Origin of the sequence: Nostoc sp. UIC 10630 (assembly GCF_010747425.1) — a bacterium.
GTDB lineage: Bacteria > Cyanobacteriota > Cyanobacteriia > Cyanobacteriales > Nostocaceae > Nostoc.
Genome location: NZ_JAAGOG010000115.1, coordinates 1 through 26,926, shown reverse-complemented (window position 1 = coordinate 26,926; position 26,926 = coordinate 1). Strand labels below are relative to the sequence as shown.

22 protein-coding genes, 1 tRNA gene and 2 pseudogenes are annotated in these 26,926 nt (G+C 40.6%); 14 read left to right on the top strand and 11 right to left on the bottom strand.

What is annotated here, in order from left to right:
• Positions 1–43: 43 nt before the first annotated feature.
• From G1O98_RS23605 to G1O98_RS23575, 7 genes are all read right to left on the bottom strand, one after another.
• Complete coding sequence (locus tag G1O98_RS23605) at positions 44–538, bottom strand: hypothetical protein (protein ID WP_163932584.1); 495 nt, start codon at positions 536–538, stop codon at positions 44–46.
• Between the two features lie 223 nt (positions 539–761).
• Positions 762–2,207 (bottom strand): glutamate--tRNA ligase, encoded by a 1,446-nt coding sequence (gltX, locus tag G1O98_RS23600; protein ID WP_163932582.1) that lies wholly within the window; start codon positions 2,205–2,207, stop codon positions 762–764.
• 133 nt (positions 2,208–2,340) lie between these two features.
• Positions 2,341–2,414, bottom strand: a tRNA-Asp gene (locus tag G1O98_RS23595).
• Positions 2,415–2,525: 111 nt separating this feature from the next.
• The gene (locus tag G1O98_RS23590; RefSeq protein ID WP_163932580.1) at positions 2,526–4,052 is read right to left on the bottom strand and encodes a serine/threonine-protein kinase; all 1,527 of its coding nucleotides are present in this window, start codon (positions 4,050–4,052) and stop codon (positions 2,526–2,528) included.
• Between the two features lie 95 nt (positions 4,053–4,147).
• Positions 4,148–5,770 carry a serine/threonine-protein kinase gene (locus tag G1O98_RS23585; protein WP_243458515.1) on the bottom strand — a complete coding sequence of 541 codons (1,623 nt, stop codon included), beginning with the start codon at positions 5,768–5,770 and terminating at the stop codon, positions 4,148–4,150.
• 294 nt (positions 5,771–6,064) lie between these two features.
• Positions 6,065–7,249: an esterase-like activity of phytase family protein gene (locus tag G1O98_RS23580; protein WP_163932578.1), complete on the bottom strand. Its 1,185-nt coding sequence runs from the start codon at positions 7,247–7,249 to the stop codon at positions 6,065–6,067.
• A gap of 132 nt (positions 7,250–7,381) precedes the next feature.
• Entirely contained in the window at positions 7,382–8,842 is a 1,461-nt protein-coding gene (locus G1O98_RS23575; protein ID WP_163932575.1) for a TM0106 family RecB-like putative nuclease, read from the bottom strand.
• A 275-nt stretch (positions 8,843–9,117) separates the two neighbouring features.
• Between G1O98_RS23575 and G1O98_RS23570 the strand changes: the two genes are divergently transcribed.
• The 8 genes from G1O98_RS23570 to G1O98_RS23535 all read left to right on the top strand — a co-directional run bounded on the left by G1O98_RS23570 (position 9,118) and on the right by G1O98_RS23535 (position 16,176).
• On the top strand, positions 9,118–9,576 hold the full coding sequence (locus G1O98_RS23570; RefSeq protein WP_163932572.1) for an HIT family protein: 459 nt from the start codon (positions 9,118–9,120) through the stop codon (positions 9,574–9,576).
• Between the two features lie 96 nt (positions 9,577–9,672).
• Positions 9,673–10,866, top strand: coding sequence for an aminotransferase class V-fold PLP-dependent enzyme (locus G1O98_RS23565; RefSeq protein WP_163932568.1), 1,194 nt, complete (start codon positions 9,673–9,675; stop codon positions 10,864–10,866).
• A gap of 195 nt (positions 10,867–11,061) precedes the next feature.
• Positions 11,062–12,144: a glycosyl transferase gene (locus G1O98_RS23560; protein WP_163932565.1), complete on the top strand. Its 1,083-nt coding sequence runs from the start codon at positions 11,062–11,064 to the stop codon at positions 12,142–12,144.
• Between the two features lie 216 nt (positions 12,145–12,360).
• Complete coding sequence (locus G1O98_RS23555) at positions 12,361–12,774, top strand: secondary thiamine-phosphate synthase enzyme YjbQ (protein WP_163932562.1); 414 nt, start codon at positions 12,361–12,363, stop codon at positions 12,772–12,774.
• 425 nt (positions 12,775–13,199) lie between these two features.
• Complete coding sequence (locus G1O98_RS23550) at positions 13,200–13,949, top strand: hypothetical protein (RefSeq protein WP_163932559.1); 750 nt, start codon at positions 13,200–13,202, stop codon at positions 13,947–13,949.
• A gap of 32 nt (positions 13,950–13,981) precedes the next feature.
• Positions 13,982–14,791: a Nif3-like dinuclear metal center hexameric protein gene (locus G1O98_RS23545; RefSeq protein WP_163932556.1), complete on the top strand. Its 810-nt coding sequence runs from the start codon at positions 13,982–13,984 to the stop codon at positions 14,789–14,791.
• A gap of 251 nt (positions 14,792–15,042) precedes the next feature.
• Positions 15,043–15,261, top strand: a complete 219-nt coding sequence (locus tag G1O98_RS23540) for a hypothetical protein (protein WP_114084135.1) — start codon at positions 15,043–15,045, stop codon at positions 15,259–15,261.
• A 603-nt stretch (positions 15,262–15,864) separates the two neighbouring features.
• On the top strand, positions 15,865–16,176 hold the full coding sequence (locus tag G1O98_RS23535; protein WP_012408115.1) for a DUF6679 family protein: 312 nt from the start codon (positions 15,865–15,867) through the stop codon (positions 16,174–16,176).
• A 167-nt stretch (positions 16,177–16,343) separates the two neighbouring features.
• Here G1O98_RS23535 and G1O98_RS23530 read toward each other — a convergent pair whose 3' ends face one another.
• On the bottom strand, positions 16,344–18,014 hold the full coding sequence (locus tag G1O98_RS23530) for an MBL fold metallo-hydrolase (protein WP_163932552.1): 1,671 nt from the start codon (positions 18,012–18,014) through the stop codon (positions 16,344–16,346).
• 753 nt (positions 18,015–18,767) lie between these two features.
• On the opposite strand from G1O98_RS23530, the gene G1O98_RS23525 reads away from it, so the two are divergent.
• The gene (locus tag G1O98_RS23525) at positions 18,768–19,979 is read left to right on the top strand and encodes a glycosyltransferase family 4 protein (protein ID WP_163932588.1); all 1,212 of its coding nucleotides are present in this window, start codon (positions 18,768–18,770) and stop codon (positions 19,977–19,979) included.
• A gap of 265 nt (positions 19,980–20,244) precedes the next feature.
• Here the strand turns inward: G1O98_RS23525 and G1O98_RS23520 are convergent, their stop codons facing one another.
• From G1O98_RS23520 to G1O98_RS23510, 3 genes are all read right to left on the bottom strand, one after another.
• Positions 20,245–20,535 (bottom strand): hypothetical protein, encoded by a 291-nt coding sequence (locus G1O98_RS23520; RefSeq protein WP_163932549.1) that lies wholly within the window; start codon positions 20,533–20,535, stop codon positions 20,245–20,247.
• Positions 20,516–20,761, bottom strand: coding sequence for a hypothetical protein (locus tag G1O98_RS23515; RefSeq protein ID WP_163932545.1), 246 nt, complete (start codon positions 20,759–20,761; stop codon positions 20,516–20,518). The genes G1O98_RS23520 and G1O98_RS23515 overlap by 20 nt, the downstream gene beginning before the upstream one ends.
• A gap of 343 nt (positions 20,762–21,104) precedes the next feature.
• Complete coding sequence (locus G1O98_RS23510) at positions 21,105–21,893, bottom strand: tryptophan-rich sensory protein (protein ID WP_163932543.1); 789 nt, start codon at positions 21,891–21,893, stop codon at positions 21,105–21,107.
• Between the two features lie 796 nt (positions 21,894–22,689).
• Here G1O98_RS23510 and G1O98_RS23505 point away from each other — a divergent pair.
• The 5 genes and pseudogenes from G1O98_RS23505 (at position 22,690) to G1O98_RS23485 (ending at position 26,731) form a co-directional block, all read left to right on the top strand.
• The gene (locus G1O98_RS23505) at positions 22,690–23,496 is read left to right on the top strand and encodes a M48 family peptidase (RefSeq protein ID WP_345940581.1); all 807 of its coding nucleotides are present in this window, start codon (positions 22,690–22,692) and stop codon (positions 23,494–23,496) included.
• A 48-nt stretch (positions 23,497–23,544) separates the two neighbouring features.
• Positions 23,545–23,678 (top strand): annotated as a pseudogene (locus G1O98_RS41180) (alpha/beta hydrolase); the annotation flags it as partial.
• A 302-nt stretch (positions 23,679–23,980) separates the two neighbouring features.
• Positions 23,981–24,379: pseudogene (locus tag G1O98_RS23495) on the top strand (transposase); the annotation flags it as partial.
• A gap of 50 nt (positions 24,380–24,429) precedes the next feature.
• Positions 24,430–24,810, top strand: a complete 381-nt coding sequence (locus tag G1O98_RS23490; protein ID WP_163932537.1) for a hypothetical protein — start codon at positions 24,430–24,432, stop codon at positions 24,808–24,810.
• A gap of 157 nt (positions 24,811–24,967) precedes the next feature.
• Entirely contained in the window at positions 24,968–26,731 is a 1,764-nt protein-coding gene (locus G1O98_RS23485) for a Rieske (2Fe-2S) protein (RefSeq protein WP_163932534.1), read from the top strand.
• The last annotated feature ends 195 nt before the right edge of the window (positions 26,732–26,926 follow it).

The following is a 26,926-nucleotide window of genomic DNA, read 5'->3' as shown; positions in this document are numbered from 1 at the left end:
GGGCAGGGGGCAGGGGAAAAACCAATTCCCAATTCCCAATTTTCTACTTAACTTCTGTAATTTTGAGAGTGTAAGGAAGATACTTACCTTTTTCGTAGGAACCAACCCAAACTTGGTAACTTCCAGCTAGCCATTCACCAACAATGCCGGCATTTTTGCCATCAAAATCGTCATTACACCAAGTACCACCTGGTCCCTTGATAATTATGGTGGTGTCTTCAGGACTTTGGACTTGCAACTTTAGGTAGTCGAATTTACTTGTTAACGCTAATGTGTGGTCTGGTGTTTCATCAACAAATCCGGTACAAGGGCCAGTGGCTGTTTCACTTCTCCCACCTACTTTACTCCCAGATATTGAACCACCACTCATCCCGCGAACTGTCAGGGGGTCTGGCGAAAACTGGGGACTAATAGTTACATCTCCAAATATCGTTGGCGCTTCCTGAGCATCAGTCACAGCGTTAACTGTCGATGTGATGAAGAGCGTAACTATCATCAACGATAATCTCATCCCTCTATTGAGCGCTTTTGTCGGCATTGTAATTACGTTCGCTTCTAAGTGGTTTTGAAGACATGAATTTTACACACCAAGTTCCCAATGTGGGGAGAATTGACTACCTATTTTAGATTTGAAATTGGGGATAATTCATTAGTAATTAGTCAATGATTTGTTGTTCTTATAGTTGCTCTACCTTATGGATAGGGGCACACGTTTGTGCGCCCCTAAAATCTAAAATATTTCTAAAATCTGGAAGTAATCGCTAATTAGCTTCTGTTATTGCCCTACTCAAACGCGATTTGTCTAAACCAATCTGATTTAGTAGTAACCAAGATTGAATGAGGTCGGGGCCATGAACATCTCCAGTTAAGGCTGCTCGGAGTGATCGCATTACCAAGCCTTTTTTGACTTTTTGCTCTTTCACCACTTGTTTGATAATGACCTGAGCGGCGGCTTCCGAGAGTTGCGGCTGATTTTCTAAAGCTGTAACAATCGCCTCAAGGACAGCAGTAGAACCTTCTTGCTTTAATTGTGTACTGCCTTCTTCGCTAAATTCAACTGTGTCGCTAAAAAACAGTTGCCCTTGAGGTACTGCATCTACTAAACGAGTCAAACTCTGGCTAATTAAAGTTACAAGCTGTTCTAACCAGGCGCGATCTCTTCCACCATCAAATTTATAGCCAGCCGCTTCCCAAAAGGGTATGAGTAAATCTGTGAGTTTATCTACTGGTGTATTGTGGATATACTGACTGTTCAACCAATCCAGCTTGTCCCAGTCAAACTTTGCGCCTGCTTTATTTACACGCTCAAAGCCAAACTCTTTACCTGCTGTTTCTAAAGTAAATATTTCTTGCGTCGAGTCTGGTGGCGACCAACCCAGCAATGTCATGTAATTCACCAAGCCTTCAGCAGTAAAGCCCATTTTCTGAAACTCAGAAATGGAAGTAACACCATCTCGCTTAGAAAGCTTGCGCCCTTCCATGTTCAAAATTAATGGCGTGTGGGAGAACTCTGGAATTTTTGCACCCATTGCTTCATACAACAGAATTTGCTTGGCGGTGTTGGCGATGTGGTCTTCTCCGCGAATGACATGAGTAATTTGCATATCGATGTCATCCACTACAACGACAAAATTGTATAGTGGTTGACCGCTACCCTCTTCTGAGGCGCGGGCGATGACCATATCACCACCTAAATCGCTACCTCGCCAAGACATTTTTCCCCTTACTAGGTCATTCCAGACAATTTCCTGCCCATCTTCGATTTTGAAGCGAATCACAGAAGAACGACCTTCTGCTTCATAAGCGGCACGTTGTTCTGGTGTGAGGTTGCGGTGACGGTTGTCATAGCGAGGGGCTTCGCCTCTAGCTTTTTGAGCTTCTCTTAGCGCTTCTAATTCTTCGCTGGTGGTGTAGCAGCGATAGGCTAATCCTTGATCTAGCAGTTTTTGTACTGCTTCTTTATAAAGATCGAGGCGTTGAGATTGGAAAAATGGCCCTTCATCCCAGTTCAGTCCTAGCCAGCGCAATCCTTCAAGAATATTGTCGGTGTATTCGGGACGCGATCGCTCTAGGTCTGTATCTTCTATTCGCAGGATAAATTTCCCGCCGTGGTGACGGGCAAATAACCAGTTAAATACAGCCGTTCTAGCTGTACCAATATGTAAATTTCCGGTTGGACTCGGCGCAATACGGACTCTGACAGTCACAGTTAATTCTCTCTTTCGCAAAGCATGATAAATGTAGCTTATATTCAAACCCCCAATTCTGGGTCAATCCTTTTGGGGAATTCCAAATCAAAAATCACCGAAGTTCGGTGATTCACTACTTATAAATTTAGAACGGGACTGACGGGGCTCGAACCCGCAACTTCCGCCGTGACAGGGCGGTGCTCTAACCAATTGAACTACAGTCCCTTGTTTGGTCAACTTTGCTATTATCACTATTTTTTTTCTGCTTGTCAAGCATTTTGGAATGGAAAATTAGAAATTATTTTTGTCCCGTCTCTCCAAGGCGCGAATTTACCGTTAAATAGACCTTGATAATACAACCTGGGGCTTGGATTCCAGATGGTGCAATATCCGGGATTGCATTTGTTTATATTGCTGTTTTAATAGCTGTTTGCTGACTTGGGGCACAGAAGCTGGTGGTAGGCTATGAGTTTGTTGCACCCAGGTTCTCAACATTTGTCGCTGAGTTGGCTCGATGCGGCTGCTGAGGACATTGGCGCAGGAATGTGGTGCTTCCAGAGTAAAGAAAATCAAAGGATAGTGTTCATTTTCAGCCAGAAAACCTACCATCTTAAGATTTTGGGGATTTTGCATATCTAAGTAGCATGGTAGCCACTTAGGAGCCAATTGCCGATTGTAGAGTACAGTTACCCACAACAGCATTGGGTGAGGGGATGTCATGAAGATAAACTGGTTGTAACGGGTAGAAAGACCATAGTTTTTGATTTCTTGTTTAGGCAACATCAACCATAGTGCGGTCATAGATTCTTGTGCAGTATCTATAAGCTGGGGAAAAACAATTTCTTGAGTTGGTTTATTTTGAGGCCACAAAAGTTGCCGGCAGCTTTGTTCTACTGCAATTGGTAATCCAGAATCTAGGGGACGGCTAAGGATGGGATTAGAGGATAAATTTGTTGGTAAATTGGTAGAATTAGATTGTTCTAAGCTATTTAATACTTGCAAAATTTGAGCGATATTTTGTGGGCGATCGCAAGATTTTTTTGCAAGACAAGACATGATTAAATTATTTAGCTTCTGAGGTATTTTCAGAGTTGGTTTAACATCTGCGATCGTTTTTGGTTGTTCAAAGTGATGTGCTTTATACCAAGCACCAAAATAATCAGTTTCTGGTTCCCAAGGTTTTTTGCCTGTGAGCATTTCAAACATCATCACACCCAGGCTATAAATGTCAGAGCGACTGTCTAATTTTTCTCCATCTAGCTGTTCTGGAGAACAGTAGGGTAAAGTGCCATTAAATCCCCTGCTTGTACTAGCTGTTGATGCATAATTTAAAAATCTAGCAATCCCAAAATCGAGGATTTTAACTAACTGACCTAATATCGGATCAGGAATAACTAATATATTGGCAGGCTTAATATCTCTATGAACCAACGGACAAATTTTGCCGTCAATATTAATACCTTGATGGGCACACTGTAAGCCCAAACAAATTTGGCGGGAAAGAGTCAAAAACATCGACAATGGTAGTGGAATTAAGTCCTTTAAACTCTTACCACATAGATATTCCATCACGTAGTATGGTTTTCCTTTCTCATTGACACCATAATCATACGCCCGCACTATGTGTAAGCTCTTTTGACTCAAAGCTGCGCTCATTAAAGCTTCACGAGCAAAGTCTTGTTGCATCTTGCTATCGACAACAGTCTGAGTTAAAAACTTGATAGCAACTGGTATACCTCCTAACAAAATATCATTTGCTAAGAAAACTTCACCCATACCACCGCTACCAATTAATTGCTTCAGTTGATAACGATTGGCAAGTAAGCCCGTACTACTTGGAGATGTAAATGGGCTTTGATTCACTTTATTCACCTCTGCTGCTGAATCTATTTAAAGTTAGTAATACACACATAACAATATAACTAGGTAATGGTGGCAAGTATTTTAATCACGCACTTTTAAGAACGCGATAAAAGTTTAAAAAAAATCTCCAAGAATTTATCCATCCAATTTTTTAACCCTTCTTTTTCAGCTTTCTGATCTGCGGCTAACTTTTGTAAAATGTCTAATTTTAGTTTTTCGTACTCTGTTTTTAGAAGATTTTTAGCTTGATTAGACAAAATTAATTCATTTGACTGTTGACTCATGTCTAACCAATCTACAAGTTGCTGACGCTGATTAACTGTAAGACTTAAGGTTGTTACATGAGAGCAACGGTTTGGCTCTTCTAGGGGAAAGAATAGTAGATGATAGTAGCCTACCTCTGCTAAACTACGTGCTATATTCTGCCCTTTATTATCTTTCAAATCTAGAAAATAAGGTAGCCACTTAGTCATAGAAGGCTGGGCATCGTATAGGACTGTTACCCACAACAACATCGGATATACATTAATTTTACTAATAAATTCAGTGCTGTGTACTTTATTCAAAAATTTTGCAATCTCTTGTTTGGGCAACATTGCCCAAAAAGTTGGTATAGGTCTTTGAGGAGTTTGTAATAAATGGGGAAAACCAATTGGCGCAATTGGTTTGTTCTTAGGCCAATTTTTCTGCAAACATTCTTGTTCTGACAAGAATGTTGCTGGTACTAATTGAACTGGAAGTAAGGCTTTAAGAATGTCACTACTATTGTTAGCAATAACATCATTAATCTGACTATTAACCTTTTCTAAACCTTCTAATATTTGGTTGATATTTTGCGGGCGATCGCTTACTTCTTTTGCTAAACAACTCATCAACAGTTTTTCTAATATCTGCGGTACTTTGACTTGTGGGTTGACTTCTTCAACTGTAGGTGGCATTTGAAAGCGATGCGCTTGATACCAAGTACCAAAGGAGTTACTTTTTGTCTGAAATGGATGTTTTCCTGTTAGCATCTCAAACATTAATACTCCCAAACTGTAAATATCAGAGCGCACATCTAGCAATTTGCGCCCTTCCATGTGTTCTGGAGAACAGTAAGGTAAACTGCCAATAAAAGAATCTGTCAGGGTCATCCCACTTCGTTCTGTTAAAAATTTGGCGATGCCAAAATCGAGTATTTTAACAACTTCTCGTTCTTTACTATCTTCACTAAGGAATATATTTTCGGGTTTTATATCTCTATGAACAATGGGGTAAATCTCTCCTTTGAGGCTAATACCTTGATGGGCACATTGTAAGCCTAAACAAATTTGATTACAAATCTCCAAAAATTTTGATATTGTTAAGGGCTGAATTTTGAGAATTTGTTTGAGATTTTTTCCTTGGAGGTATTCCATTACATAAAATGGAGTTTTATCCTCAGTAAACCCATAATTTAAAATACGAACAATATGTTTACTTTTGCGGCCCAATTGAGCCCCAATAAAAATCTCTCTGGCAAAGCGTTGGGACATGTGCTGGTTCGCCAAACTAAATGATAAGATTTTGATTGCGATTGGCATACCACCTTTAGCAGTATCTTCTGCTAAATAAACTCTCCCCATCCCCCCTTTGCCGATCAAATCTCTGATTAAATAGCGATTATTTAAAAATTGTCCGATATAATTGTCTAATTCTGCTTTTTGCCCTACCATATTCTCAATTTTTTTTTGTGGCATAAAAATCATTTATGAAAAATACTTTTGGCAAATTAGTTTAATCAGTCTAGTTAAGTACTAAATTTAAATCTAAAAATATCAGAATTTGTCGGAAATTAATAATATACTGCCATTACGGTTAATCTGCCTGCAAAATTTCTTAAACATTATGTAACATATTTATTAAGGAATACGGTTGAGAAATTACACGTAAACTACGAATAGGCTAGATAAAGTTACCTAGTAGATTCCGTGAATACACAGGAATAAGCAGAAATAACTAAATAGCAGTAAACGGGGGATGGTTGTGTCCAGCTAACGATTGAGATTCGGCAGTAAACGGCGTAATAATCTGGTCAGTGGTGTTTCAATTTTCATTTTAAAGGCTAGTATCTGGGTACGTTGTAGTGAGTTAAAATTGTTATCACTTACAAGAATTAATGATTGTTGACCATCGGGTAGTTTAGGGCCAAGAGTTAAACCTTCGATGTTGTCTAGCAGTACATCTAGGGTTCTCAAATCTAACAGTAGTTTTTTCTGAACTGGTTTAATATTTTTGAAGTCAATTGCTAAAAGACTATCTATGTGATGAATATCATCAGCTTGTTCTAAAGAAACCTGAAATAGGGAAATAGCAAATCCTAAACCAGTAAAAGACCTTTCTAAACTTAGGAAGTGCCCTTGATTATCGAGAGCAAGTAAATCAGGTAGTCCACTAGCAAATTTGCCAGTCAGATTCAAAAAGGGTGAAACTGGTTCTGTCTGGTAAAGAAACTCCTTTTCTGGCTGGCTGTTGAGTAAGTTGTATTGCAAAATCCGGCAAGGACTACCGATGTTAGGTTTAGCGGCAACACCATCTTGAATCAGAGCATTTTCGCTGGCTGTAAATAGATTCTTTTTATCAGGTGTGATGGTGAGGCTTTCAAAAGCCAAATTGTTGCGGATACCTTGTTTACCAGCTTTATCTGGCAAAAATTTGTTTGGGATGGGAAGTGTTGTAATTTCTTTATCAGAAGATAGTGAGAATTCTTTAATAAAAGGATTAATTAGTTTTGCCGCGTCGCCTTCAGAAGAAATAAATATAGTTGATTTATTAGTTAATGTAATACCTTCTGTATCAGTTTCACTAGGGCGAAATGTTTGATCATTTTCATTTAATAATGTGGTAACATCTATAGGAATAACTCCGCTTTTTTTTAGAGAACCCTTGCTTAAATCTATTTTTAGGGTGTAGAAGCGGGCAGCAGCTTTTTGTCCACGGTCATCAGAAATAGCATAATAAAAATTGTTTTTTGCATCATAAGTAATTCCAGATAAACCTCCAACCTCAGTTTTCTTAAAGATTAAGCCTTTCGGTAAAGTAGCTTCACCGATAAACTCTATGCTACTAACTTCAACAGCACTTAATGGTAATTTTGTTAATAAAAAACTGATAATTAGAATCGGGATAAATAAGTAAATAATTCGTGGAATTGCGAAGGTTTTCTTAATTAGCTGCATAGAGTTTTTTGTTAGAGTGTAAAATTAACAAATAAGATATCACGCTGAAGAATATAGCGCTACACATCTGTGTGCTGCTAAAAATAATCTGTATTCCAAGAAATTGAAAACCTTTATAAAATACGAAATTACTTAAGCTAGTCGCAAACCATATTCTTCCTGAAAAAAGTTTACAAGCCAGTCTTTTACTCTGTGGGTAGCGCGGCAGTCATCTTCGTTGTAGCTTTGGATAATTTCTAGTAAGGTGCGATCGCCAGTTTCTAGCCACTGATCGTACCAGTAAATACATTTGGCACCACTAGCTTCTTTTTCCCGCCACTCAAATCCTAACCAACGTGCGATCGCTTTGAGGGCATAACTTTCTACAGGTAATGCTACACTTTGGGTTAATTGTTCATACACATCCACAAATCGGTTCAGTACAGGACGCACTGAGGCATAGGGAGTGTTGTAAAGCTTTGCTAGGCGTTTGACTGTATCAAACTCGTAGACACAAAAATGATAAATTGGCGCTTCGGGATATTGCCAAACTAAATCCAAAAATTGCTGCCAAACTAACTCTTCGTCTTCTGGTTTATCTGCTAAAAACGAATAAAACTGTTCTGTATTGGCAAGTCTATCAACGACCAAAACCCCCAAAAGATAATTTAAATCTAAGTCTGGCTGTGCCTCAATATCAAAGTAAAGTTCTATGGGTGCTGTGAATGTAATATTTTCTATTGGTAGCGGATAGGGTAAAACTAGAGGTCGTTTTTCCAATGCAGATTGAGCTTGCACTACTAGCTTGGGTGCTACTTTCGGATCAAAACCAACTAGATTTTCTAAGGTGTTGGGACTGGTATTAGCAAGAGATTCTAGTGTGGTGATGGCTACGTCTTGGAGTTGAGTGTAGCGAAGAGGTGTTACACCTGGTAATAGTGAGAGATGTTTTTCAGATTGAGCGATCGCATAACATTGACTATACCAATGGCAAAAATTGCACTTTTGCCGAGAAATAAACACCTCTGGCGGATTCGGTAACTCTACAACTTCAATAAACTCCTCCAGAATTTGCTGCATTCGTGGCATCCATTTAAACAAATCCACCGTATAGTTGGTGCTTTTGGTTCGCAATATCAGCAAAGCTGTTTCTGGTACAACTCCCTGTACTGTTGCCAAGACTTGGGTATGAAATGCAGCGACAACTTGATATTCTTGCTTAGGGCGCTTACCCAATTCAATACTAGCTGGGACATACATCCAATCTCCAAAACGAGACTGTCCAGGCTGTTTCACAAGTAAATTTGGGCGACTCAGCAGGGTATATTCGTCAGAATAATTTGCTAGCAGTACTCCTTTATAAATGTACTCAACGCCACGCTCCATCAATTCTAAAGTTGCCTGCTCTGCTATTTCCCAGTTTCCATAAGAATAATCTGGTTGGTGGTAAGTCATCTGTGCCAAAGCACTTAGCTGATGAGCGATTTTGTCCTGTTGCAGTTTCCGCAGCAACTCATTGGGTGCATCGCGCTGACTTTTGTCACCGTGGATATCTAGAAAAGTTCGGCGTTTACAACGTTGGTATTGCAGTAGGAGTTCAGCATTAATTAGCATTCTTTTAAGTTAACAAGAATTAGTATTATGTGGAAACAACTTAGACAACTAAAGTTTGCAAGTGGCGATACATTCTCTGCGTTCGCGCAGCGTGTCGTAGACAGACGCTACGCGTAGCTTGCTTCCCCTATGGGTTACGGTGGGGCTACGCCAACGCCTTTACACCTGATTTGCCGTTTATTCTATACAGTCAACAGCTAAGTGTTTGCGTTTCTCTTGGGTGACAGATGAGGGAGAATAACAAAATCACGTTTTATCCATCATTACAAGGGTATATGACAGAACAACATGAGCCATGCCTCATCTGTGAGCGTGTCACACTGTGGAGACGCGGTAAAAATCCTTACTTCATCCATGAATTTGAGCATTCAATCTTTGTGATTGGCGATCATCAATTTCATGGCGGATACTCCCTGATTCTTCTAAAAAAACATATTAGAGAGTTGCATGAACTTGCTCCACCTATCCAGTCTGCCTTATTTCAAGAGGTGATGCTGGCAGGACAAGCGATCGTTAATGCTTTTAGTCCGTGGAAAATGAATTATGCCTGTTATGGCAATAGTGAACCACATATTCATTGGCATCTCTTCCCACGCTATGAGTCTGATCCCGATCGCCAAAGTACCCCGTGGCTTCATGCATCAGAATTCAAACACCATCTAATTACGCCTCAAACAGCGCAGAATTTAGGAAAAAAAGTCAAAGAGCATTTATCGTTACTGATTACAAGATAAGATTTGGCTGCGATCGCTTAAATTAATCTCATCCCTATTTTTACCATTGCTACTAAGTATCAATAGCCTGTAAACAAAAGATATCCCTTAGAAATTATGACTAGTCTTTCTGTCGCCCAAACCAAGCTGCAAAGCCATCGAGAGCAATTTCCCGCTTTAGCCAATAAGACTTATTTCAATTATGGGGGACAAGGGCCAATGCCCCAAAGGGCAATGGATGCTATGACCGAAACTCAGGCTTATGTTCAGCAAATAGGCCCCTTTGGTAATGAGGCGTATCGCTGGATAGCGCCGCAGACTCAAGCCGCTAGAGTTGCGATCGCTTCAGAGTTAAATGCACCAAGTGAAGCAATTACCCTTACCCAGAATGTCACAGTTGGCTGTAATATAGCTATGTGGGGCATTGACTGGCATTCTGGCGACCATATACTGCTTTCAGACTGCGAACATCCAGGCGTGATTGCCACTACACAAGAAATCGCGCGGAGATTCGCGGTAGAAGTTACCACCTGTCCTCTGAAAGCGACTTTAAATGAGGGCGATCCTGTACAAGTTATTGCCCACCACTTACGTCCTAATACTCGTCTTGTAATATTAAGTCATGTTTTCTGGAATACTGGTCAAGTTTTACCCCTTGATAAAATTGCCGAAGTATGCAGAAATAATCATTCTTTCTTGTTGATAGATGCTGCCCAATCTGTTGGTTTATTGCCTTTAAACTTAACAGAATTGGGTGTAGATTTTTATGCTTTCACTGGTCACAAATGGTTATGTGGCCCTGCGGGTGCTGGTGGTTTGTATGTTCGTCCAGAAGCACGAGAAAGCCTGAAGCCTACGTTTATTGGCTTGAATGGCATTGTTGTAGATAGTCAATCTCAGCCTGTGGACTGGCTTCCCGATGGGCGACGGTATGAAGTGTCTACATTAGCTTATCCGTTGTATGTTGGGTTAAAGGAAGCGATCGCAATTCATCAGCAATGGGGAACTTCACAGGAACGTTACGAGCAAATTTGCCAAAACAGCGAGTACCTTTGGCGGCGTTTAGTAGCGTTACCCGATGTTAAATGTTTGCGAACATCCCCACCTGAAAGCGGTATAGTCTCGTTCCAACTTGTAAATAATCAGCCCCAAGCAAATCTCAAGTTAGTACAATTTCTAGACTCACAAAACATATTAACTAGGACAATTGCCGATCCTAGCTGTATACGTGCCACCATCCATTACCTGACTTTAGAATCGGAAATCGACCAATTAGTTGAGGCCATTCAAAGTTTTTGCAAAATTAGTTAAAAATTAGGAGTTATAAGTTATCAGTCTGGTAATTATGATTTTAATTTTTAACTCCTAATACCAATTCTTTGTGAGGCTACAGCAAATTTTCTTTCTTTGTGTCCTTTGCGTCCTTTGCGGTTCGTTGCTCATATAATTTGACGCAGCTTCATACAGAATTCGTATAACTTCTAACTTCTACCTCCTACCTTTTAAATGGAACGCCCAATCTTATACTTAGCCATCACTAACCACGGCTTTGGTCATGCTACCCGTATGGCTTCCGTCGCTGCGACAATTCAAAAATTATGTCCAGAAATTTTGCTAATTCTTGTTACCACTGCCCCGCGCTGGTTGCTAGAGTGCTATATAGAAGGCGATTTCATCTATCGTCCCCGTGCATTTGATTTGGGTGTGGTGCAAACCGATAGTTTGACGATGGATAAAGTAGCGACTTTAGAAAAGTTGCTAGATATTAAGAAGCATCAAAATTCGCTCATTGCCTCAGAAGTTAATTTTATCCGCCAAAATCGCGTTCATCTCATTTTGGCAGATATTCCCTTCCTGACTCCTGGGTTTGCCAAAGGTGCAAATATCCCTTGCTGGATGATGAGTAACTTTGGCTGGGACTTTATCTACCGAGATTGGGGAGGGGAATTTACAGCAGTTGCAGATTGGATTAGTGATTGGTACTCAAAGTGCGATCGCCTATTCCGTCTCCCTTTCCACGAACAGATGCAAGCTTTCAACAATATCACAGATGTCGGTCTAACAGGTGGTTCCCCCCATTACTCTGCTGATGATTTACGTTCTCTTTGGGGAATAACTGCACCTATCGAAAAAACTATTTTATTGACATTTGGCGGCTTGGGTTTGCAGCAAATTCCCTACGATAACCTGCGGCGATTTCCAGATTGGCAATTTATCGTCTTTGATAAATCTGCGCCTGATTTACCTAATTTAGTGAAAATTAATGACCGTAAATACCGCCCAGTAGATTTTATGCCTATTTGTGGGCGAGTCGTTTCTAAACCTGGCTACAGTACTTTTGCTGAAGCTACACTCTTGGGAGTACCTATTGTTACTATCCCTCGTGAGGACTTTGCCGAAGCAGCTTTTCTACTAGAAGGCATAACAAATTATAACCAGCATCAAATCATCACCCCATCTGAGTTTTTTCAAGGGACTTGGGATTTTCTGCATCAGTTACCCCAACTACCAAAGCAATCCCAGCTAATTGCTAAAGATGGTAATGAAGCGATCGCTCATGCTATTCTCAATTATTTACAGATAAAATAAAGTTATTGAAAACAATATTAATGTAATAATACGAACTCAAACCATAGATAAATAAATCTACGTCTCAAGAATACAATTTACAGATGTTAACTGTCTTCAGAAAGATTTATAATAACCATACTCAATCTAGCAATCAACCAACAGCAAAACAACAACCAAATAAAGCAGATTGAACTGCGAATTATCTGTTATTGTCATCAATCATTACTGTTTTAAATGACTCACTACCAAAAGTTACTAAAAATTTCCACTACTGCCAAATCTTTTTACAACATCACCGCTAAAATTGAAGCCGCAGTTGCAGAATCGGGGATTGAAACTGGTCTTTGTACTTTATTTTTGCGCCACACTTCAGCTAGTTTAGTTATTCAAGAGAATGCCGATCCTGATGTTCTTCTGGATTTAGCTAATTTTATGGCAAAACTTGTCCCAGAATCAGGCAAATACATTCACGACGCAGAAGGTCCCGATGATATGCCAGCACACATTCGTACTGCACTCACCCACACTTCTGAAAATATCCCCATTAATCGAGGTCATCTAGTACTGGGAACTTGGCAGGGAATTTATATTTGGGAACATCGTCAGCACAGTCATTTAAGAGAATTGGTTATCCACATTTCTGGATAGCTGATTTTCAAGTTTGGTTTCAGCTTAAGTTTTGTAGAGTTTAAATACTCTGGTTATTATACCTACCCTTTGAATATAATTTCATAAACTCGCGGGAATATACATTAAACAAATTTTTTCGTGATACAGGAATCCGGTTTGATTTCTGAAAAGATACGTAGAAATGCACCCAATTCTCGATAATGGTGGTTAGGAACTCCGTTCTAAGACACCCCCTACATACCTAATTTTTTCAGAAATCAAATAATCATCCTAGAATTTTCATTATAAAATTATTGATGCGGAATTAATCAGACATATTATATTAAATAATTGGTGTCAATTTGTAAACTTAAAAGTTAAGTTTATTTTTCCTTATTTAATAATTTCCTTATTTCGATATACACTAATAGTTAGTGTAAGCTGTCTGGGTGATTTCAATTACTATGAAGCAAGAACTGACACCAACTCATACTTTCCAATATATTGATGAAATCCTTGCCCAACAGTCTATTAATTTATTATCACTTAATCCCCAAAAGAAATTAGTTACTAGCTTTGCGGAGTTGGAAAATTTAATTACTGAGCAAAACACTGACATTGAACTTCTTACAAATCTTCAGAAAACTCTCGAAATCATAGTCTGTAGCCAGTTACAAAACTTCCCAGAAAATATATTTTGGGATTTTGATTTTCTAGTTAGTAGTATGCTTAGGCAGGCTTTAGTAGCAAATGAGGGCGCTATTCCTTTTCTCAAAATTTTTGGTGAAAAGATGGTTTCTCTGGTAGAAATGTTCGGAACTAAAACAGAAATTCGCTTTCGTTATGTTCACGATTTTATGTATGGGTTTGAGTGGGCGAGGTGGGTACAAAAAGAGCCACAAAAACGCGCCTACATAGAGCCTTTTAGTCTGGTTTTTTTGGATTATTTACTCGCCAAAGGTAAGGAACTTGTACAACGGATTAATCATGGTCAAGTCGTATCTTATAAACTATGTGATACAGGCTACCGGAATCCCTTCACTTTTTCTCGTGAACCAGAAGACGAATATCGTCTACTCACTTATCTAGCTGAGGAGCAACTTATCCCAGTAGCAGTGTGGAACTGGAATGCTAGCCCAGTATGGAACAAACCTTTCCAAGAAATGCGCCAGGAATTAGCATTAAAATTAAATATTCGACCACAGAAACACTGATTAGCAATTAAAAATTGCCGAAGAAAATAATTATGAAAATTGCTGATTTAATTACTTGGTTTGAAGCATGGGCAAATCCCGCTTGGTGTGAAAGCTGGGATAATTGCGGCTGGCAGATTGAACCAGGAGTGTTGCAGGAAAAAGTACGGGTTTTGGTTTGTTTGACACCGACTTTGGCAGTAATGCAAGAAGCGATCGCAGAAAATGCTAATCTGATATTCGCCCATCATCCCTTGATTTTTAATCCTCTCAAATCTTTACGCACTGGTGAAGCGATCGCAGAAATGGTACGGTTGGCTTTTACCCACAATATTGGTATTTACAGCGCTCACACCAATTTCGACCAAGTGCAGGATGGTACAGCTGATGTATTAGCTCAAATTTTAGAACTCAAGCAAGTTACTCCCATAGTACCAACACAAGCAGGATTAGGATATGGTCGTGTTGGTTTGCTAGAGCCATTTTTGACACTACAGGAATTACTCGCAGCTATTCAAACCCGGCTTGCTCCCCCTAATTTGATTTTTTCCCCAACTACTGACTTACAGCAAATAATTTCACGAGTTGCTGTTTTGGGTGGTTCGGGGGCTGGTTACATTTCAGCCGTCGCCAAAACTGGTGCCCAGGCTTATCTGACTTCTGACTGTAAGTTTCATCAGTTTCAAGAAAGCCGCGATGCCTACGGCGGGCTGCACCAACGCAATCTTATCTTAATAGATGCGGGACATTATGCTACCGAACGTCCGGCTTGCGATCGCTTGGTGCAAAAATTTCAGTCCCTAAACTTAGACTGGGTGCAATTAAGCCAAAAGGATGAAGATTTCCGCCAGTTTTTTGCTTGATTGCTTATGTTTCTTTAATATTGTCAAACTATTTAGCTTACCAAGATTAATGCTAAATATCTTGGTATTAAAATCTCACCGTATACCCCGATTAGTCCCATCTAAATCTTATGTTTAATACCATTTCTGTGATACGGATCACTGTTTACGTGTAATTATAATCACATAATATTAATGTTCCATGTCAACTAGTTGCAAAAAAAAATGTACCACACTTGATGTAACAAATTGTTTACCCTGTCCTAACCAAGATGATTCGCACAATCGTTGAATCTGCTTTCCAAACTGGATATCTTAGTGTTGAATCTGAGGGTTTACTCCAGCAAGTGCTAGCTACTAAATGCTATCAGTCAGAGGATTTGCCAGACCTTGCAGCCCTATATGACGCAGTTCGTGCAGGTAGAATTAAACGAGAAGCATCCTCATCGAACTTGCTTATAGAATTTCCCCTACCACATAAATCTTCCTGATCCTCCAAAAGAACCAGAGGAACCGGGAAAAGCTTGTTGCAAGTATTTATGCTCACTCAATATTCCATTCTCTTGCCCTTTTCTTACCCATCATCAGGCAAAAAACCTTAAAAATTGAAAACTCTTTGGGTGTTGTTGCTGAAAACCATCAAGGTCAGCAAGAGAATGAGTTAAGATCAGATACAAGTGGGTAAAAGTAAAGCCGAGTCCCCGGACTTCCCAGCAATGCCAATGAGTAAAAGTAGGCAGATTAAACAACCGCAATCAACGATTGTTTTGGAGTATTATTTATTACATAATGGTAAGGATGACTCACCAAGAAATATGAACCTGATTAGGACAGATTCCGAATTGTTTGACTTCTATGAAGCAGACGTTCCTTAGAATAAGCTGAAAGGAGATTGAATTCATTGCCAGAGCAACTCATGATTTATTACCCAATATTTCCCAATATTTTGACAACTACAGGCAAATTTTGGCATTGAGTGATAAAGCGTACTTGTTCTCAACGGTGAAATTAGCCTCCCAAAGGTGTAATGTAATGGGGTAGAACCCAGATTTTGACAGGTTTAACTACGTTGTTTAAAAAGGCAGAAACAGTACATGCTACACCGCAAGATTTATCAACTCTGTTGCGATGGGCGCGAGGTATGTGTTTTCTTGCGGGACCAGCAACGCTGGATTGAACGCGCCCGCATCATCGACATAGAGGGAGATTTAGTGACCCTACGCTATGAAACAGAAGAAGAGGACGAAGTTTGTTCTTGGGAAGAAATGGTTCGCCTCGAGAGCATTGGTGCTGTAACGCAAAAACTGGCTTCAGTGCCACGTGGAAATGTGGAACCTCTGATGACTGAAGACTGTCCCGAAGCCGAACGCATCCACAACCGTTACACTGACTCGAATCCAGAATAATCAGTGTTGAGGAGCCAGTAATAAAAACAGGTTTCTCGTCGGAGGTAACTGGTTTCTGATTCTGCCAGCTGATTCGCTAGGCTCTCCACTTACCCCAAAGGGAGAGCCTAGCGTCAAGGGAAAAGCCACTGGTGCCTAGTGCCGAGTTCTAAGTCATAAATCCTAACTTAGGACTCAGTACTAGATAAACCTTCAAAAGCAGGACAGTAACCTTCAAGAGTTACCTTAAAGTTATACAACGGCGAAGCTGGGTTCCAACACCTCTGTCCCCTTTGATGTCGGCAAGTACCACAACAGTCAACATCCGTCCATGTATAGCGATCGCTATTTTGGCTAAGAAGTTCTCGTTGAGACAATCCCCTTAAGACTAGTTCTTCCCCTTGCCAACGAGCTTCGATTAAACCAGTATCGGCAAATTGCCGCCAACGCGGATCGGCAGTAATCATATTGGGTAGGGTAATTGTGATTACTGTTCCCAACTCTGTCAGTTCGCCTTCGTAGTTAGTCTCTGGTGCTGCCGGTTGCAAGAATGTATCGCCAATAGGCAGTTCTACTAAGGTGTTAGCCGCCGGAGAATGTATATGGTAGCGGTTTTGCAACTCTTCCAAGCTAGTCAGGTCTGCTAAGTAAGCAGGAGAACCGTGGACAAAAATGACGTGCTGGGGTCGCAAATTATGAATTAACTGCGTAGTACCAGGGCCATCACTATGTTGCGCTAAGAGATAGCTTTCAACAGTGGTGGGTGCCAAATATTCTTTATTAACTTTTATATCAATTTTTTCTGGAAGAAGGATCAGCCAAGGGCCGGTGTCTAGTTGGCAGTGTTTGCCTAAATCAGATGTAGAGTCGGTGAGGACGATACAAGGTGACTTGCCCACTGTGGGACGATGTTCTGCTTGTAAACGACGCACGCGAGGACGTACCCGTTCATCCCAAAATAAGGGTTGATGGCGGGCGAAGTTTTGCACAGATGGGGGGAGGTGGGGTAACAGTTCTAGGTAAGCATCGCAGCCAGTAGCCACAGCACCATCCACCCAGATATCTAAATCTCTTCCGGTGAAATGGTGATGAGAGCGTAACAGCATTAGCATCTCTTGACCCAATCCTAAAGCAGGAGTAGGAAGGATTACAGAACAATGGTCAGCGATCGCCCGATTAATTCGCTCTGCTAGTTGATTTTCCTGGTTGCGGCGGTGAGGATGACGGGATGTGCCATAACTGCCTTCAATGATCAGCACATCCAAGTCTAAGCCCCGCAGTTCCTCTAAACGCAAACCTTCTACCAGCCGGGAATTTGATAAGAAAAAATCCCCTGTATAGAGTAATTTGTAAGTACGCTGCTTGGTGGTGTAGGTAAGGAGAATGGCCACTGCCCCTGGTAGATGCCCGGCGGGAAATAATTCTGCGACTAAACCATCTTGAAATTCCACAGGTGATCGCAACGGCAAAGCATGACAAAATTTGGAAATTTCCTCAGCATCTTGATCTAGCCAATTCAGTGGCAGTAACTTGCTGGTTACTTCGCTACCATAGATAGGTAACTTAGGAAAAGCTTTATGTAGTGCCAGCAAGCCTCTGGAGTGATCTGGGTGGGCGTGACTAATCAAAACTAAATCTGCTGGTAGGGGCGAACTAGATGCACGTTCCGACCTAGTAAGCCCCTTAGCCAGCGATGAAATATCTTCCATACCACAGTCTAACAAGATGCGGTGTGGCCCCATCTTTACCAATAAACACACGCCCTCATCGTGATGCTGGACACTATAGGGCAAACATTCTAATTCAGTACCCACTTCCGCAGCATCTACGCTAGAAGATGCCGACAGATTATCCCTCATACTGTCCTCCCCTCCAACCTCATCATCATGGACATATCCCAAAAGCCAAAAGTTACGTTACACAAGTTTTGGTTTTGTGACTTAGGGGTAAGTTTTCGCGTGCGCCCCTACACCCTGAGAATACAGATTTTTGATTGGGGAGGACGCCTCAGCCGAACCCGCACTGGTTCGGAAAGGTGGGCTAACGAGAAGCCATCAAACTAGGAGCTAAAGGAGTTTGCCTCTTGTGTGTTTTACCTTTGCAACTTCTGAGAGCTGTTAGCAAACTCACCCTACGGAAAGTCGCCCAAGCCTCTACAGATTTATTTCAATGTGCGGAACCATTGCCGTGATAGTTATCTGAATCATAGAATCCGTTTTTCGTGCCAAAGAATAAGCACGAAAGCGTGAAGATAACTGTTAATCCAGCTAGAATCAGCTTTACATCCATTTGTTTGCTGCCCCTTACTCAAGACTTTCTTATATTAATTTAGTGCTTCCACAATCAAACCGGATCGCTAGAAAATCTTTACTATGCTTATGTGGATTGGGCAATAGGTAACTTTACCACAATCAGTCAGATTGTAGAACTTTTCGGTTCACCTGTCCATCCATCTGATTTAAACTAAAATGTTCACTGTTTTCGGCGTAGTACTGGATTTAAAGAGAGGTCTACGCATTGTCTATTGATTTGAAAGCTACTGTAAATCAAATGATGACATACAGCCTCTAATGAGGTCATGGTGTACATATCACATTTGATTCATGACTTATATGAACATCTTAATGCTATCTTCTACCTTTCCCTACCCACCAACGCGCGGGGGAACCCAAGTCAGAACATTTCATTTACTGAAATACCTGAGTCAACGCCATACTGTTACCCTCGCTACTCAACGCGAGGGCGATGTGACAGATGCAGAAGTAGCGGAATTACGCAATTGTGTGGATCATCTAGCCATTTTTGAACGCCCTTCAGATTCTGGAACCACTGGAATATTGAAGAAAATACAGCGATTTGGTCAATTTTTGCAACAAGGGACACCGCCAAGCGTACTTAACCGCTACTCACTTGAGATGCAAACATGGGTTGATAACTGGGTGGAAGCAGGGAAATGTGATGTAATTACCTGCGAACATAGCGTCAATGAAATTTATGTGCAATCGCATTTTCAGAAACAGCTAAAAACTATAGTGAATGTTCATAGTTCTGTTTACGCTACCTGTCGAAACCAACTAACCACAGGCATTTCAGAAAATTCCCTGAGAGACAAAATTAATCTACCGCTTCTGCGGCGTTATGAGCAAAGCTACTGTGGTAAGTTTTCGGCAATTGTAGCGACAACAGAAGAAGATAAAATTCAACTACAAGAATTTAACCCCAATAGTGAAATTACAGTTATTCCAAATGGCGTAGATTTAGTTTCTTTCCCCAACCGTAGCACCGATCCAGGAGGACATCGCTTAATTTTTATCGGCGCAATGGATAATTTGGCAAACATTGATGCTGTCTGCTTCTTCAGCAACGAAGTCTTGCCAGCAATCCAAAAACTTTATCCTGATACAATTTTCGATATTGTCGGTTCTCATCCAGTGCCAGAAGTTTTAGCACTCGATCAAAAACCAGGAATTAATGTAATTGGGCGTGTACCTTCAATGGTAGAATACTTGCATAAATGTACCATCTGTGTTGTACCCATGCGGACTGGGTTTGGTATTAAAAATAAAACTTTAGAAGCAATGGCAGCTGGTGTACCTATAGTAGCTAGCGATCGCGGCTTAGAAGGATTAGCTGTAGATGGCGTTAGTCACCCATTACGGGCATTACGAGCAAATACACCAACGGAATACATCACCGCTATTAGTCAACTCTTCGATCAACCACATCTGCGTGCAGAATTGTCTCATAACGGTAGACATCTGGTAGAAACAGATTTTACTTGGGATATCGCAGGTAAAAGCTATGAACAAGTTTGTCTAAGCTAACGCGCTTACAACATATTGCACTATTTTCCGTGTAGACCGTCATAGTCATTTGTGTGTTACCAAAGACAAAGCACAAATGACAACCTCACCAGTTGATGTGCTTTCTTATATGCGTAACAGCTTAGTAGATAAATTCTAATTGTTTTTTCTTATCGGCCTGTAACAAATGTATGCAGAGACATTGCAATGCAACGTCTCTGCATCGGTTGGGCAAAATATGTGATCTAAATCGTATTGGTTGTTAGTTAGCTTGTAAAGAAACACGTCAATTATTATCAAACCTAGTAGAAGCACCTAAAACAAGTAATTTTTTATGCTTGCGCTTATTCTTATTCTTGAGAGTATTCAAATAACTATCAACGTAGCGGAAAGCAGCAGCACCGTCATAATCAGCAATGGCTATAGCTTGTAAGAAAACCTTTGAAGGAATTTCAAACGCTAAAAATCTTTCTGTTAAAATCAACAAATCTTTATCTGTGGCGGGAAAAGTAGTCTCTTCTATCTCTTCTGTCTCTTCGGGATCGTAGAAAATGTCTTCAATTAATGCTCTGTACACTTTGTACCTCCCCAAAAGCATAAGATGCAAAGCCTGTGATAAAGTTTAACTGCTGATCGCGAGTTTGTAAGTTAACTGGGAGTTCGGTACCAGTACATCCTATTTCCCGTAAAATCTCTAAACAATAAGCACCGAGTTGAGTGTATGGAGCTTGCTCCAATTCTTGAGCTACCTCTAGAGCCATCTCCAGATTGACTTGGATAACCGTCGTTACAGGGTTGGTCATAAACACGCCCTAATAAACTGGATGTTCTTAGTTTTGATCACAAGTACAAATAGCGTAACGGTGTTTTTGCGGAATTTATGAAGAGGGGAAAATAAAGTATCAGCGCATTTGCGGTAATGTATCGAAAATTATCCAAACAAGACTGAAAGCTTAACAATTCCGATCTAAGTGCGATCGCTACACTAAAATACATTGGCATTCACTTAATGTCAAAGACAAGCCAATATTTGCCTTAACACGTATAAATACTTATTAAAGGCGAAAGCGCTTGCCAGAAAACAAGCGAGGAAATGTGAGATATGCCTGGGGCGTGAGCCTACGGTGGGCAGGTAGGCGATCGCAGTTAAATATTTTCTTGTTGGGGGCGTAAGCTTTTAATTGTAGCGGTCAAAACTAGGACAATTGCCAAAGCAAACACGGTATTTCTGAGTATTGAGTTCTCAGAGTGTTTGAGTGCGATTGCTACTAGTGCCCAGAGTATTACTCCTGCATAAGCGATGTCTCGACGCTGGATAACTATAACTGCTGCAACTGCTGTTGCTATCAATGCCATGATGAGAGTCCATGTTATCGCAGAAATTCCCCAACCGTTCCACCCGTGAAAATACAAGGCACACGCTACATTGACGATGGTCGCCACGCTAATCCAGCCTAGATAAATGCTGATTGGAAAGTGAAGACACCATTTTTTCAGCCTAGGTACACGCGATTTGCCAATTTCTAACTGTACATAAACACCAATTAGGGGCAACAGAATCAAAAGCATTGCAATTACAGAAAGAGCAAAAAGCCGAGACAAAAACAGATATACCCAGATACTTTGAGCAACACAGGCAATCACCAACAGATAACCTGTCTTACGTAAATCAGGCTCATCTCGTTGGTTAGGTAAAGCTTGGTATATCCCAAAAGCAAACAACCCAAGGTAAATCAGCCCCCAGATAGCAAAGGCGTAATTGGCAGGGATAATCAGGACATTTTTAAATAAAGTATTGGAAATTTCCCCAATACTGAGTCCATTGAGCGGAAAAACGTTCGATACTACGTTGATAACGAAAGCACCAAAGATTGCAGCCAACGTAACAAGTTGTCGCCAAAAATCCCGGTAATTGCCTCTTGTGGACTGCTGCATAGGATGTTAACTGTTATCTTTTTGTGACTGTAACCATAAGTTTGCTCTGTGATTCGTTGACCAAGATGAGTATTTATACTCAGGGATGATCTCTTGGTTTTAAGGTTACATAAACCCTGAACTTTCGGCAACTGTATGATTTTAAAACCAAATACTAAAACAGCGATCGCGGAACTTTAAATCAAGTCTTTGGGCTTGTCCTGCGGCAGACTGATGGTTACAGTGATAATTTGAACAATATGCGATCGCGGATTAAGCATATTCGCAATAAGAATAGAAACTATTGCGTTGCCGATAAAATTTAGTTGTTGTTTGTGTTGCCTTTAATGCGTAAAGGAAGCGATACACACGTTTGAAGTTCTATGGTCTTCACTTGTAGCTAGAATTAGCTGTAACTTATTATAGGCACAATACAATACTCTCCATAGCTTTGACTTGGTGCCAAGATAGTTTACAAAAGTTGCTCAACCAGTTGCCATAATATTGTCTTCTAGCCTTTGAAGACTTAAGGGTAAAAGTCAGATATCGAGCAAGTCAATCTTACTTCCTACATCCCGTGGAAAGTCAAAATTCTGGTACACTCAATCCATCTGGAAGGCTCATTTTTTAATGTATTAAATTAGATAAACTGCTAACTAATCCGATTTATACAAATAAGATGAACATTGAGAGTGTTAGCATAAAAAACATCAAAACACAACAAAATATTATCTTACAAAACATTTTCGATTTATCTTCAGCTCCAACCCCAAATGCTGCTCATATACAACAAATAACCGAGACTTTAGTAAAAATAGTGACAGCAATTGAAAAAATATGTTTCCAGCAGCAAGTAACACCTGCCAACCTGACTAGTTCATCCCGCCAAATATACTCCTGGATGAAGTTCCTGATAGATGAATGCAACCTACAACTTCATCTGAGAAGCACTTATTATGTGCGGCAAATCGCTAAAGAAATTCTCAGTAAACAGGATCAGGAGTCAGTTGAAGTAATGATTGAATTCACTAATCTTGCACTCTTATACAAGGGTAAAAAGTCTAGTAACGTTGCTAAAATTGTGATTAATGAAGGTTTTATTAATGCGTCAGAAGAGGTTTTACAGGCGGTAGTCAAATCTGCCCTTTTGGGCAATAGCCAAGCTAGTACACGACTTATTAGGTCGTTTGCCAGTTCATCAGAATACAGCGATGTACTACTGGAACTTGATTTAATTGCTGAAGTAATTGCAGAGAATGCCCAAGGTAAATTTTATAACCTACATCATTTATTTGACAAACTGAACTACGAATATTTTGCGGCAAATCTTGTCAAACCACGCCTTGCATGGAGCCAAATTAACACTTACCGTAAGTTCGGACATTATGAGACAGCTAGAGATCGTGTGGTCATAAGTTTGACTCTTGACGATGCCAATATACCAGAGTTTGTTGCTGAGTTCGTTTTATATCACGAATTGCTGCACAAGTACCACGGCATAAAGTGGGTTCAGGGCAGAAGAATGGTTCACACAAAAGAGTTTCGTGTATATGAAAGCAGGTTCAAGTTGTACAAAGAAGCATCTGTGTGGCTGAAAAAGTTGGCATCTAGCCCAAGACCGTAAATATATTTAGATGTAATGAAAGTGTGTGTAATGATTACTAGTAGCGGGCGTGGACATGGGCGGTCAAGCCAACCTTGGAACGGCAATGATATGGATAGCTGGACGATCTCGCTACGCTTATTGAGACACTGGATCTCAATGATGTAGTCCTAGTTGGTCACTCGACGGGCGGCGGTGAAGTCACCCATTCTATTGGTCGTAAACTCGATTGCCATTGTCGCTAGAAACGCCGTAAAAATAGTGTTTCTAGCAGATATTCCCTTATTCCTGCCAAAAGATAAGCGATAATTCCGAGGTAGCGATCGCATTTACTAATACTAAAGCGTATCTATATTTAGCAGAACAGCGAGGTTTAAAATTGTACACGCACTCAAATCATTTACCTTTTGTCAAGATAACTTAGAAAAAATTACCTTACAAAAGCTACTAACATAAGTCTTTATAAACCTGTTCTTGTAATTGCTGGTTTTATCGAGGTAAAAAAGTCACTATCGTCGGCGCAATCAGTATTGATAAAGTATTGGCTGTGATGACACTAGATGGTTCAATGGATAGTAATGCTTTTCGTGTGTTTATCGAAAAGTTGTTAGTGCCTCAATTATGGATAGGTGCAGTTGTCATGATGGACAACCTATTTGCCCATAAGATCGATGAAATTACGCCCATAATCGAATCTGTTGGTGCCAGTGTCATCAATCTATCTTCTTATTCACCAGATTTTAATCCCATTGAACATTGGTGGTCACAGCTTAAAGCTTTTATCAAAACATTTTCTCCAAAAACTACTCAAATGGTGGATGTATTGATTGCAGTTGCTTTAAATATAATCAATCCTATGCATCTGCGAAATTGGTTTGCTAACTGTTGCTACTGTACTTCATGATTCAGGAAAGTGCTGTATAGATTAAAAAACATAAATTACTGTAAACTCCTATGGCGGACATAAATGGTAATTGGTTAGGAACTTATTGGCAAGATGAAATGCCAAGTCGATTTGAAGCAAGTTTTGTGCAAAGTGGAAATGTTCTCAAGGGTTCTATTTTGGATGATAACTATTTAGGAGAAGCGACTGTTAGCGGTGAGGTAATTGGACGTAATATCAACTTTACAAAGCTTTATTTAATAACTTCGCCTTCACCAGTTACATACACAGGTACAGTCTCAGAAAACGAAGATTATATGCAAGGAAAGTGGAGTATTGGCTCTCGCTACTCTGGTTTATGGGAGGCGCGGCGAAATGGAGAGAATCTGATTGTAGATTTACAAACTTTGCTGGAAAAGCAAACTGTATTAACAACTTCAAAAAATACATAACTGAAATAGAGTAGAAAGCAGCCTTAAGCGAAAGGGTTGCTGTAGGACTTACTACTGATTCTAAAGTTAACAAAAATTAGAATGCACAAATGCTCAAACCTGAAAAACTTTGTCAGAGTAGAAATAAGGGTTTTGACATTTACCTATGTGCAATTAAATGACTCAAATATTTGAAGGTGCAACGAAAACAGACGATTATATCCGTGTTGCTCAACTTGCAGAAGTTCAGGCAGCAGGCAGTTTATTAGTCCACAAGGAAAAGCATACCATTGCTTTGTTTTATTCAAACAATACAGTTTATGCAATTGATAACCGTTGTCCTCACATGGGCTTTCCCTTACAAGGAAGCACTTGCAAAGATGGTATTGTTACCTGTCCTTGGCATTACGCCCGTTTTGATCTTGCTAGCGGTGGAACGTTTGACTCGTGGGCAGATGATGTTCCTTGTTTCCCAGTAGAAATCCGTGATGGTGAAGTTTGGGTAAATTTAGCGCCACTAGTTAACCCTCATAGCCACCACCGCCAACGCCTGCAAGACGGTTTAGAGCAGAATATTTCTTTAGTGATTGCGAAATCAACGCTTGCACTGTTAGATATAGGGGTGAATCCGGTAGAACCATTTCTCATGGGGCTAGAATTTGGCACTCGTTATAACAAAGCAGGTTGGAGTACAGGTTTGACTATCCATACCTGCATGATGAATCTACTACCTTATCTCGATGTAGAAGACAAACCCCGTGCTTTATTCCACGGACTGTCAGCAGTAGCAAATGATAGTGCAGGTGCGCCACCAGAGTTTGTCGTTCACCCATTACCCAACTCTAAAGTAGATTTTGCGACTCTCAAAAACTGGTTTCGCCAATTTATTCAGGTGCGGGATGCTGAAGCGGCACAAAGATGTTTAGTCTCTGCTATTCGTTCAGGAGCTAATTCAAAGCAAATAGCAGATATGCTGTTCTGTGCTGCTACGGATCGTCGCTATCTTGATGTCGGGCATACGCTTGATTTTATCAATAAAGCATTAGAAGCACTTGATGCTATAGCTTGGCAAGCAGCAGAATCAATTCTAGCTAGCCTAGTTTCGGGTTTAGCCAATGCCTCCCGCATGGAAGAATCCAATTCTTGGCGCTACCCTGTAGATTTGGTGGCAATGTTAGAGTCGGCTTTTGAGCAATTACCGACTGCATTAAGTGTGGGCAAATCTCGACAAGGAAGTTGGTCACAACCAGATGAACTAATACCAATTTTATTAGGTGAAGACCCACAAGCGATCGCAGACTCGCTGTTGAATGCACTGGAAGCAGGTTGTACTGAAGAACAATTAGCTGGTGTAGTTACTTATGCAGCAGCATTACGAGTAGCTCGCTTCCACACCAATAATGACTTTGGAGATTGGAATTCAGCCCACCATCCATTTACGTTTGCAAATGCCGTACATCAAGCTTTACGAAGAGTACCAACAGTCGAAGTGCTAAGAGGTGTGTTTGATGCAGCGATGAGTCTGTATTTAAATCGTTTTTTGAATGTCCCACCAGCACGCCTGCCAGAACCTAAAGACGCTGTGGAAAATCCCGAACAATTACTCCAGCAGCTACCAGATTTATTAAACCGTCAGCAGCAAGTAAACCAGACAGGGCAATTAGTTGCTAACTATTTATACAGTGGTGGTAGTGCTGAAAAACTGATGGCAAGACTGGGAAAATTGATGCTACGAGAAAACCGTGATTTTCATGTCATTCAAGAAATAGAAGCCGCTTTTCGTCAGTATTCTTTCCTCGGTCAAACTTCGGCTGGAATTCATATACTAGTGGCTGCATCTCGGTATTTAGCCGCTCATTCTCCGACAATGCGATCTCAAGGGCAAACTTATCAAATTGCGGAACGTTTACATCAGGGCGATCGCTTATTTGAGGAATCGTGACCGAAAATTAGATGCGTTTGCTCTGAGTCGGAGACGCTACTTGTAGCTTGCTTCCCCGTAGGGGTACGACAAACGCTCATCAACATTCATCAGTAATTATCAAACAAAATACTGATGATAACAGATCCAATGATTCTAGTAGTCTGCCAACCCAAAAATGCTGCGTGATGGCTGGGGAAAGGGGAAGGGGTAAGG